Genomic DNA, 10,605 nt, shown 5'->3' with positions numbered 1-10,605 from the left:
TGCCCCTCCACGACGGCGGTCTGCCGGACGTGGACGACTTCCAGCGGGCTGCCGGTGCCGCGGGCGAGACGGGCCGCGGCGCCGACGACGGCGACCGCCCGGTCGTGGCCGCCGACGGCGACCCCGGGCGAGCAGCCGGTGGCCGCCGGCCAGGACCGGGATGGCGAGGAGGAAGGTGGCGGCCCCCAGGTAGAAGGGGACTCCGAGATCGGTCGCGTCGGCGAGCTTGCCGGCCACGTACGGGGCGAGGCCGCCGCCGATGAAGCGCAGGAAGCCGTAGGCGGAGGAGGCGACCGGGCGCTCGACGGGGGAGACGAGCATGACGGCCTGCGTGGTGAGGGTGTTGTTGATACCGATGAAGGCGCCGCTGACGATCACCGCGACGATCACCACCGTGGGCGTGGAGACGCCCGCCGCGATGACGGCCATCACGACGGCCAGGGCGAACAGGTTGACGTAGAGCACGGGGGCCGTGCCGAAGCGGGCCTGCAGGCGCGGGGCGAAGAAGACGCTGAAGGCGGCGACCAGCAGGCCCCAGCCGGTGAAGACCAGGCCGAGCTGATGGGCCTCCAGCTCCATGGGGTAGGGCGCGTAGCCCAGCATGGTGAAGAAGCCCCAGTTGTACAGCAGGGCCATGATCCCCATGATCAGCAGGCCGCGGTGGCGCAGCGCCTTGAGCGGTGCGATCGGCGAGGTGGGCCGCTCGGGCCGGGGGGTGGACGGGACGAGGACGAGGGTGGCGACCAGGGCGACGGCCATCAGGACCGCGACGCCGAAGAAGGGGCCGCGCCAGCTGAGGGAGCCGAGCTCGCCGCCGAGCAGTGGGCCGACGGCGATGCCCAGGCCGAGTGCCGTCTCGTAGAGGATGATGGCGCCGCTGAACCCGCCGCTGGCCGAGGCGACGATGACGGCCAGGGACGTGGCGATGAACATCGCGTTGCCCAGACCCCAGCCCGCGCGGAAGCCGACGATCCCGTTGATCGAGCCGGTGGCTCCCGCCAGGGCGGCGAAGACGACGATGACGGCGAGGCCGGCCACCATGGTGCGCTTGGCCCCGATCCGGCTGGATATCCAGCCGACGAAGAGCATGGCGACGGCGGTGACGATCAGGTAGCTGCTGAAGAGCAGGGACACCTGGCTGGGCGTGGCGTCCAGGCTGTCGGCGAGGGCGGGCAGGATCGGGTCGACGAGACCGATGCCCATGAAGGAGATGACACAGGCGAAGGCGACGGCCCAGACGGCCTTCGGCTGCCTGAACAGGCCGGTGGACTTTCCGTGCGAGCTACTCATGCGCGTTCTCTCCAGCGTCTGAAAACGGGTCGGGCGTGAGCGGGCAGCGGAAGCGGAAGGCGGTCAGGCGCCGCGGGCCTGGTCCTGCACGGCGCGGGCCAGGGCGGGCAGCGCGGTCTCCACCGCGCGCCGCTCCGGCTCGCTCAGCGAGTCGATCAGCCGGCCGAGCGCCTCCGCGCGTTCGGCTCGCCGCTGCCGGACGACCGCCAGACCCTGGTCGGTGACCTCCACCCGTACCCCGCGACCGTCGCGCGCGTCGGCGACACGACGGGCCAGGCCGTCCCGCTCCATGCGGTTGACGAGCTGGGTCATGTTCGGCTGGGAGACGCCCTCGTCGCGCGCCAGATCGGTGAGGCGCTGCGGGCCCTCGCGGTGCAGGCGCCCCAGTGCCGAGGCGGCCGTGTGGCTGAGCCCTCCGGCGAGGGAGCTCCGGCGGACGTGGCGCACCAGGTGCTCGACGGCGACGATCAGGCCGTCGGCCGACTCCTGGCCTTCCTTCTCCCGCGTGTCCATAACGGCATTATGCATCTAGATGTACAGTGCAGCAAGATTGCTGCCCGCAGGGACGCGGATCTGGTCCGCGCGGCGTTCCGGCCGCTCCCACGGCCCCGGCCGGCTGCTCTCGGCGCCGTGGTCAGCCGCTCCGGCGGCTCCCGTCCGAGGCTTCGGCCGTCAGCCCCAGGCGCTCGTGCGCCACGTCCGGCGCCTCCGCACCGCCGACCGTCTTCAGCGGTTCGGTGGCCGAGGCGTCGTCGCTGCGCCGGATCATGGCGTCCACGTGGGCCGGTTCGGCGCCGCTCGGCTGCCGCCCCTCGTCCTGGGTCCGCAGCAGCAGGGCGGCCAGGATGTCGGCCTTGACGGTGCTCGCCGGGTCGTGCGCCCCGTCGGCGTACACCGCGTGCGCCCCGCGCCGTCCTCGGCCGGCACGGCGAGGGCCGTCACCGAGGGGGACGGGGCGGATCCGCGCGTTCTGTGGCGGGCCGTGGCCCGGACGGCAGGAACCGGAACCGGAACCGGCGGCTGTGCACGACCTGTCGCCGAGGGGGGAAAGCGGACCCACTAGGCTCGGCGTGTGGCGCTCAAGAACATCCCGGACCCCGGTTTCTCCGACGACGACGGCTCCGCCGCCCCCGCACTGACGGCCGCGCTGGCCGCCTGGGCCGAGGACCGGTCGGCGGTCGGCCCGGTCCTGGCGGCGCTCCGCGACGCCCGGCTGCTCGTCCCCGTCGTCGCCGTCCTCGGCGAGGTGGAGGAGGACGAGAACGGCTTGCGCCGCGAGAAGACCAGCGACATGGCCGTACCCACGCTGCAGGCCGGCGGCCGGCGCGCGCTGCCCGCCTTCACCTCCACCGACTCGCTGGCCCGCTGGGACCCGCAGGCCCGCCCCGTCGCCGTACCCCTGCACCAGGCGCTGCAGGCCGCCGCGCACGAGAAGGCCGACACCGTGGTGCTCGACCTCGCGGGCCCCGTCGCCTTCGAGCTGACCGGGCCGGCGCTGCTGGCCCTGGCCGAGAACCGCACCAGCACCGACCCGCTGGAGGACCCGCAGGTGGTCACCGCCGTGCGCGAGATCGCCGCCGCCGAGCCGGCCGTCGTCCGCGCCCACCTGGGCCCCGGTCAGGCCGACGGCACCCTCGCCCTCGTCCTCGCGCCGGACGCGCCGACGCCATGGCGGCCAGCGAGGTCCTGCGCGCCCGGCTGGTGCGCGGTATCGACCTCGCGCTGCTGCCGGCCGGAGCCACGCCCCCGGGTGAACCGCTCTTCAGCCGCTGACGCCCGGAAACGCGGAGAGGGACACGGGGAGAGCCCGCCACCCGTCGGGACGGGCGGCGGGCTCGGGGAAGGGTACGGGGAGCGGTCAGCCGTAGACCGGGCCGGTGTACTTCTCGCCGGGGCCCTGGCCGGGCTCGTCCGGTACGAGTGAGGCCTCGCGGAAGGCCAGCTGGAGCGACTTCAGGCCGTCCCGCAGCGGGGAGGCGTGGAAGGTGCTGATCTCGGTGGCGCTCGCGTCGAGCAGCCCGGCCAGCGCCTGGACCAGCTTGCGGGCCTCGTCCAGGTCCTTGTGCGCCTCGCCCTCCTCCGTCAGGCCGAGCTTCACCGCCGCCGCGCTCATCAGGTTGACCGCGACCGTCACGATCACCTCGACCGCGGGGACCTCCGCGATGTCGCGGGCCATGTCGTCGAAGCCGGGGCCGGGGATGTCGCCGCCGAGGCCGTCGCTGCTGGGGGTGGTCGCGTCACTCATGCCCCACACGATAAGGCCAGGCCGGAGACCTCCCTCCGGCGGGAGCGGCGGAGGCGGGGATTAGCGCACGCGCGGGCGGGCTGCTAATCTTGTGCAACGACCGGCCGGACATCTATGTGCCCGGCCCACAAGTGGAGGCTCCGATCTCCCACCTGACCGTCCCCCGGGACGGCGGGTCACCGGTCAGACGGTAGCCATCGTTCCGTACGGACGATGGGGCCGTCCGATGCGCCCCGCGGTCGACGCGGCGGTGTTCCGGTATCTCCAGGAGCCCCGCCTGTGTCCCGTCCGGGGCATTTTTCTTCTCCCGGCTCGGTTGGTCTCACCGAAAACAGACGTTACGCGGCTGTCCGCCAGGCGGTCGCGTGGTGCTACCGAGGAGGATCCATCAGCGCCGAGCCCCGTATCAACGACCGGATTCGCGTTCCCGAGGTGCGACTTGTCGGTCCCAGCGGCGAGCAGGTCGGGATCGTTCCGCTCGCCAAGGCCCTTGAACTCGCGCAGGAGTACGACCTCGACCTGGTCGAGGTGGCGGCGTCCGCCCGCCCGCCCGTGTGCAAGCTCATGGACTACGGGAAGTTCAAGTACGAGTCGGCCATGAAGGCCCGTGAGGCGCGTAAGAACCAGGCGCACACGGTCATCAAGGAAATGAAGCTCCGGCCGAAGATCGACCCGCACGACTACGACACCAAGAAGGGTCACGTCGTCCGGTTCCTCAAGCAGGGGGACAAGGTCAAGATCACGATCATGTTCCGTGGTCGTGAGCAGTCCCGTCCCGAGCTGGGCTTCCGACTGCTCCAGCGTCTCGCTTCGGACGTGGAGGACCTCGGCTTCGTCGAGTCCAACCCGAAGCAGGACGGCCGGAACATGATCATGGTTCTGGGCCCGCACAAGAAGAAGACCGAAGCCATGGCCGAGGCCCGCGAGGCCCAGGCCGCCCGCAAGGCCGGCCGTCAGGGTTCCGCCGCTGACGCCGAGTCCGAGGGCGAGGACGTCGAGGCTCCCGCCGCAGCGGCCGAGGCTTCGGGCGAGACACCTTCCGAGGCGTGACCTCCGGGGGCGCCGGCCAGGCGCCCCCAGGGCCCCTCGGAACCACCCAAAGATCTGACGCCCCTGCAGTCCGGTGCCCTGCACCGTGAGGGGCGCCACCGACGAGGAGATAACGGCGCGATGCCGAAGAACAAGACGCACAGCGGTGCCAGCAAGCGCTTCAAGATCACCGGCTCCGGCAAGGTGCTCCGCGAGAAGGCCGGCAAGCGCCACCTGCTCGAGCACAAGTCGTCCAAGAAGACCCGCTCGCTGACCGGTACGACCGTCGTGGCTCCGGCCGACGCCAAGAAGATCAAGAAGCTTCTCGGCAAGTGAGGCAGCGGCTTCCGGTTCAGCCGGAAGCGCGCCCTCGACCCGACCGGGACCCATTCGTTTCCGGGCCGTGTGAGTCCAACCACGGCCCCGCTGCAAGGAGTTAAAAGTGGCACGCGTCAAGCGGGCAGTAAACGCACACAAGAAGCGCCGGGCGATCCTCGAGGCCGCCAGCGGTTACCGCGGCCAGCGTTCGCGCCTGTACCGCAAGGCCAAGGAGCAGGTCACCCACTCCCTGGTCTACAACTACAACGACCGCAAGAAGCGCAAGGGCGACTTCCGTCAGCTCTGGATCCAGCGCATCAACGCGGCCGCCCGCCAGAACGGCATGACGTACAACCGCCTCATCCAGGGTCTGAAGGCCGCCAACATCGAGGTGGACCGCAAGATGCTGGCCGAGCTCGCGGTCAACGACGAGAACGCGTTCGCCGCGCTCGTCGAGGTCGCCCAGAAGGCGCTCCCGAGCGACGTCAACGCCCCGAAGGCCGCCTGACCAGGCCGCTCTTCGAGAGTTCCGAGCCGGACCCGCAGGCGCCAGCCGTCTGCGGGTCCGGTGCGTTGCACGAGGTGCGCACCCCCGGGGCTCCGTACACGGCCGCCGTACGCCCGGTGCGTACGCAGAGAAACGTACGCAGAGAAGCAGAGTTACGCAGAGAGGCTCGCCGCCGACCATGGGCACCCACGAACTGATCTCCGCCCGATCGCCGCGCGTCGCCGCCGCACGCCGGCTGGCCAGGCGCAACTTCCGCGGCAAGGAGCGCCGGTTCATCGCCGAGGGCCCGCAGGCCGTCCGCGAGGCGGCCGCGCACCGGGGGAGCGACGGCGAGCCCACCCTGACCGAGCTCTTCGCCACCGTCGAGGCCGCCGACCGGTACGAGGGCATCGTCGCCGCCGCACACGCGGCCGGGGCCCGGGTCCACCTCGCCGACGCCGCCGTGCTCGCGGACGTCTCGCAGACCGTCACCCCGCAGGGGCTGATCGGCGTCTGCCGCTTCCTGGACTCGCCCTTCGAGGAGATCCTCGCCGCGAAGCCCACCCTGGTCGCCGTACTCGCCCACGTACGCGACCCCGGGAACGCCGGGACCGTCCTGCGGTGCGCCGACGCGGCCGGCGCGGACGCCGTCGTCCTCACCGACGCCTCCGTGGACCTCTACAACCCCAAGTCCGTGCGTGCCTCGGTCGGCTCGCTCTTCCACCTGCCGGTAGCCGTGGGCGTACCGGTGGAACAGGCCGTGCGGGGGCTCCGGGGCGCCGGGGTGCGCATCCTCGCGGCCGACGGCGCGGGCACCGACGACCTCGACGACGAGCTCGACGCCGGCACCATGGGCGGACCCACCGCCTGGGTCTTCGGCAACGAGGCGTGGGGCCTGCCCGAGGAGACCCGCGCGCTGGCCGACGCGGTGGTCCGCGTCCCCATCCACGGCAAGGCGGAGAGCCTCAATCTCGCCACCGCCGCCGCCGTCTGCCTGTACGCATCCGCGCGCGCCCAGCGCCCGCGCCGTACGGCCTGAGCCACCCCTGCGGCGCCCCGCGACCGATCGATACGCGCCACACCCGCCGGTGCGCCGCCGCAGGGTGTCGCAGGCCGTCCGACGCCTAGTAGGGTGGCGGACTCGGGGGCCCACTGCACCGGTTCGAGAGGTGGGGTACGGGAATATGGCTGTCGGCATGAGCAGGCCGCGTCACACACACACGGCAGCCGTGCGCGCCACCGGCGACCCGGACGACGCGGTCGGCGCCGTCGACCCGGACCACCTCCCCGACGGACTCGTCGTCGCCGACGAGACCGGCCGTGTCGTCTGCTTCAACTCCGCGGCCGCCCGGATCACCGCCACCCCCCGGGCCGCGGCGCTCGGCCGTCCCCTGGAGCACGCGCTGCCCCTGGAGGACCTCAAGGGCCGGCGCTGGTGGGCCCTGACCGATCCGTACGGCGGGCTCACCACCCGCGTCGGGCAGCCCGAGCGCAACCTGCTGCTGCCGGGCGGCCGTGAGGTGCTGGTCTCCGCCCGGTACGTACGGGAGGCCCCCAGGGGGCCGGTCCGCCGGGTCGTCGTCTCGCTGCGCGGCACCGAGGCCCGGCGGCGTTCGGAACGCAGCGACGCCGAGCTGATCGCGACCGTCGCCCACGAGCTGCGCTCCCCGCTGACCTCCGTCAAGGGGTTCACCGCGACGCTGCTGGCCAAGTGGGAGAGGTTCACCGACGACCAGAAGCGGCTGATGCTGGAGACCGTCGACGCCGACGCCAACCGCGTCACCCGGCTCATCGCCGAGCTGCTCGACATCTCCCGCATCGACTCCGGCCGGCTGGAGCTGCGCCGCCAGCCGGTGGACGTCTCCGCCGCCGTCGAACGCCACGTCCAGGCACTCGTCGCGGCCGGCCAGGCGCCCGACCGGTTCCTCGTCCGCACCCGGCAGCCGCTGCCCGACCTGTGGGCGGACCCGGACAAGGTGGACCAGGTCCTCGGCAACCTCCTGGAAAACGCGGTGCGCCACGGCGAGGGAACCGTCACCATCGACATCGCACCCGCATCCGGCGGGAGCGGCGAGAGCGGAACGGCGGTGACCGTGAGCGACGAGGGGCCCGGCATCCCCGAGGAGTCGATGGGCCGCGTCTTCACCCGCTTCTGGCGGGGGAGCAAGCGCGGCGGGACCGGCCTGGGCCTGTACATCGTCAAGGGCATCGTCGAGGTGCACGGCGGCACGATCACCGTCGGCCGCGGGCCCGGGGGCGGGGCGGAGTTCCGGTTCATCCTGCCCGTGAGCGCCCCGGCCTACATGACATAAGGGTTTTCGCGTAGCGAATCAGACAGGGCGGCGGCGGGCGACGGGGAGGGCCGGGCAGCCCGCGGGCTTCTCCGGCCGTCCGCGGCCCGTAGACTCGACTTTTGGCACCTTTGCGTCCTCAGTCGTCCAGCCAGGTCGCCACCAGCCAATCGGAAGCACGGGAAGAGATGTCGGCACCGAACAAGTCGTACGACCCGGTCGAGGTCGAGGCACTGAAACCGGAAGAGATCGAGCGCATGCGGGACGAGGCGTTCGCCGCCTTCGCGGCCGCGGGTGACCTCGACGCGCTCGCCCAGGCGAAGACCGCGCACACGGGCGGCACCTCGCCCCTGTCGCTCGCCAACCGGGAGATCGGCGCCCTGCCCCCGCAGGCCAAGGCCGAGGCGGGCAAGCGCGTGGGCCAGGCCCGCGGCGCCGTCTCCAAGGCACTGGCCGCCCGCCAGGCCGAGCTGGAGGCCGAGCGGGACGCCCGGGTGCTCGTCGAGGAGGCGGTGGACGTCACACTGCCCTACGACCGCACCCCGGCCGGCGCACGCCACCCCCTGACGACCTTCATGGAGCGCGTCGCCGACGTCTTCGTCGCCATGGGCTACGAGATCGCGGAGGGCCCCGAGGCCGAGGCGGAGTGGTTCAACTTCGACGCCCTGAACTTCGTGCCCGACCACCCGGCGCGGCAGATGCAGGACACCTTCTTCGTCCGGGGCGCCGACGGCGCGAAGAGCGACGAGTCCGGTGTCGTGCTGCGTACGCACACGTCGCCGGTCCAGGCCCGCTCGCTGCTCAGCCGTAAGCCCCCCGTCTACGTGGTCTGCCCCGGCCGGGTCTACCGCACCGACGAGCTCGACGCCACGCACACCCCGGTCTTCCACCAGATCGAGCTGCTCGCCGTCGACGAGGGCCTGACCATGGCCGACCTCAAGGGCACCCTCGACCACATGGTCCAGGCGCTCTTCGGGGCGGACATGAAGACCCGGCTGCGGCCGAACTTCTTCCCGTTCACCGAGCCGTCCGCCGAGATGGACATGGTCTGCTACGTCTGCCGCGGCGCGTCCGTCGGCAACCCGGACCGCCCCTGCCGCACCTGCGGCAGCGAGGGCTGGATCGAGCTCGGCGGCTGCGGCATGGTCAACCCCAAGGTGCTCGTCGCCTGCGGCGTCGACCCCGGGAAGTACAGCGGATTCGCCTTCGGGTTCGGCATCGAACGGATGCTGATGTTCCGCCACAACGTAGAAGACATGCGAGACATGGTCGAAGGTGACGTCCGTTTCACCCGGCCGTTCGGGATGGAGATCTGATGCGCGTCCCGCTTTCCTGGCTGCGGGAGTACGTCGACCTGCCGGCGACGGAGACCGGCCGTGACGTACAGGCCGAGCTGGTGGCCGTGGGCCTCGAGGTGGAAACCGTCGAGCGGACCGGTGCCGGCCTCAAGGGCCCGCTGGTCGTCGGACAGGTGCTGACCATCGAGGAGCTGGAGGGCTTCAAGAAGCCCATCCGCTTCTGCACCGTCGACGTCGGCGACGCCAACGGCACCGGCGAACCGCAGGAGATCGTCTGCGGCGCCCGCAACTTCGCCGTCGGCGACAAGGTCGTCGTGGTCCTGCCCGGCGCCGTCCTGCCCGGCGACTTCGCGATCTCCGCACGCAAGACGTACGGCAAGACCTCGCACGGCATGATCTGCTCCACCGACGAGCTCGGCATGGGCGACGACGGCACGCACGGCATCATCGTGCTGCCGCCGGAGTACGAGCCGGGCACCGACGCGATCGAGCTCCTGGAGCTCGTCGACGAGGTCCTGGACATCGCCGTCACCCCGGACCGCGGCTACTGCCTGTCGATGCGCGGTGTCGCCCGCGAGACCGCCATCGCCTACGGCCTGCCGCTGCGCGACCCGGCGCTGCTCGACGTCCCCGCGCCGAACGCCTTCGGCTACCCGGTCAAGGTCTCCGACCCCATCGGGTGCAGCCGCTTCACCGCGCGTACGGTCACCGGGCTGCGGCCCGAGGCCCGCTCCCCGATCTGGCTGCAGCGCCGGCTGCAGAAGGCCGGGATGCGCCCGATCTCGCTCGCCGTCGACGTCACCAACTACGTGATGCTCGAACTCGGCCAGCCGCTGCACGCCTACGACCGCACCCGGGTCGAGGGGCCGATCGGCGTGCGCCGCGCCCAGCCGGGCGAGAAGCTCACCACGCTCGACGGCACCAAGCGCGTCCTGGACGCCGAGGACCTGGTCATCACCGACGACCGCGGACCGATCGGCCTCGCGGGCGTCATGGGCGGTGCCGACACCGAGATCGCCGACGCGGCCACCGAGGACGCCGGCACGACCGAGGTCGTCATCGAGGCCGCGCACTTCGACGCGCTCTCGATCGCCCGCACCGCGCGCCGCCACAAGCTGTCCTCCGAGGCGTCCAGGCGCTTCGAGCGCGGTGTCGACCCGCAGGCCGCCGCCGCTGCCGCGCAGCGCACCGTCGACCTGCTGGTCCTCCTCGCGGGGGGCACCGCCGAGGCGGGCGTGACCGAGATCAGCGCCCCGTCCGCGCCCCGTACCATCGCGATGCCGGCCGACCACCCCGACAGGGTCGCCGGGGTCTCCTACGGCCGTGAGACCGTCGTGCGCCGCCTCCAGGAGGTCGGCTGCGACGTCTACGGGCAGGACGAGCTGATCGTCACGGTGCCGTCCTGGCGTCCCGACCTGGCCGCGCCGAACGACCTCGCCGAAGAGGTCATCCGGCTGGAGGGTTACGAGAACCTCCCGTCCACCCTGCCCACCCCGCCCTCCGGACGCGGGCTGACCGACCGTCAGCGGCTGCACCGCCGCATCGGCCGGGCGCTGGCCGGGGCCGGGTACGTGGAGGCGCTCAGCTACCCGTTCATCGGCGAGGCCGTCCTCGACCGGCTCGGCCTGGAGAAGGACGACGCCCGCC

Annotated in this window: 11 protein-coding genes and 1 pseudogene; 8 read left to right on the top strand and 4 right to left on the bottom strand. The window is 72.2% G+C overall.

The genetic code is table 11. The annotated features are described in order from the left end of the window. The 3 genes from IH13_RS38865 to IH13_RS38860 all read right to left on the bottom strand — a co-directional run. The coding region (locus IH13_RS38865) for an MFS transporter (protein ID WP_110085069.1) at positions 1-1,290 on the bottom strand (1,290 nt) is incomplete at its 3' end. 63 nt (positions 1,291-1,353) lie between these two features. Next, a complete protein-coding gene (locus IH13_RS0129940) occupies positions 1,354-1,803 on the bottom strand; it encodes a MarR family winged helix-turn-helix transcriptional regulator (RefSeq protein WP_031089203.1) in 450 nt (149 codons plus the stop codon). A 121-nt stretch (positions 1,804-1,924) separates the two neighbouring features. Continuing rightward, on the bottom strand, positions 1,925-2,185 hold the full coding sequence (locus IH13_RS38860; protein WP_031089202.1) for a hypothetical protein: 261 nt from the start codon (positions 2,183-2,185) through the stop codon (positions 1,925-1,927). A gap of 177 nt (positions 2,186-2,362) precedes the next feature. Between IH13_RS38860 and IH13_RS38855 the strand changes: the two are divergent. Beyond that, positions 2,363-3,063, top strand: a pseudogene (locus IH13_RS38855) (SseB family protein). 85 nt (positions 3,064-3,148) lie between these two features. On the opposite strand, the gene IH13_RS0129925 reads toward IH13_RS38855, so the two are convergent. Further along, positions 3,149-3,535 (bottom strand): DUF1844 domain-containing protein, encoded by a 387-nt coding sequence (locus IH13_RS0129925; RefSeq protein WP_031089200.1) that lies wholly within the window; start codon positions 3,533-3,535, stop codon positions 3,149-3,151. A 387-nt stretch (positions 3,536-3,922) separates the two neighbouring features. On the opposite strand from IH13_RS0129925, the gene infC reads away from it, so the two are divergent. From infC to pheT, 7 genes are all read left to right on the top strand, one after another. Next, a complete protein-coding gene (gene infC, locus IH13_RS0129920) occupies positions 3,923-4,585 on the top strand; it encodes a translation initiation factor IF-3 (protein WP_199814892.1) in 663 nt (220 codons plus the stop codon). Positions 4,586-4,705: 120 nt separating this feature from the next. Continuing rightward, positions 4,706-4,900, top strand: coding sequence for a 50S ribosomal protein L35 (gene rpmI / locus IH13_RS0129915; RefSeq protein ID WP_014044927.1), 195 nt, complete (start codon positions 4,706-4,708; stop codon positions 4,898-4,900). Positions 4,901-5,006: 106 nt separating this feature from the next. Continuing rightward, entirely contained in the window at positions 5,007-5,390 is a 384-nt protein-coding gene (rplT, locus tag IH13_RS0129910; protein ID WP_031089198.1) for a 50S ribosomal protein L20, read from the top strand. 178 nt (positions 5,391-5,568) lie between these two features. Beyond that, the gene (locus tag IH13_RS0129905; RefSeq protein ID WP_031089197.1) at positions 5,569-6,408 is read left to right on the top strand and encodes a TrmH family RNA methyltransferase; all 840 of its coding nucleotides are present in this window, start codon (positions 5,569-5,571) and stop codon (positions 6,406-6,408) included. Positions 6,409-6,553: 145 nt separating this feature from the next. Continuing rightward, positions 6,554-7,681 carry a sensor histidine kinase gene (locus IH13_RS0129900; RefSeq protein ID WP_031089195.1) on the top strand — a complete coding sequence of 376 codons (1,128 nt, stop codon included), beginning with the start codon at positions 6,554-6,556 and terminating at the stop codon, positions 7,679-7,681. A 167-nt stretch (positions 7,682-7,848) separates the two neighbouring features. Beyond that, on the top strand, positions 7,849-8,976 hold the full coding sequence (pheS, locus tag IH13_RS0129895) for a phenylalanine--tRNA ligase subunit alpha (RefSeq protein ID WP_031089194.1): 1,128 nt from the start codon (positions 7,849-7,851) through the stop codon (positions 8,974-8,976). Then, a partial coding sequence (gene pheT / locus IH13_RS38850) for a phenylalanine--tRNA ligase subunit beta (protein ID WP_031089193.1) occupies positions 8,976-10,605 on the top strand: 1,630 nt, incomplete at its 3' end. The genes pheS and pheT, both read left to right, overlap by 1 nt.

Origin of the sequence: Streptomyces sp. NRRL WC-3549, assembly GCF_000721935.1 — a bacterium.
Lineage (GTDB): Bacteria > Actinomycetota > Actinomycetes > Streptomycetales > Streptomycetaceae > Streptomyces.
The sequence above is the reverse complement of the archived record's forward strand: the minus strand, read 5'-3'. Positions and strand labels throughout refer to the sequence as shown.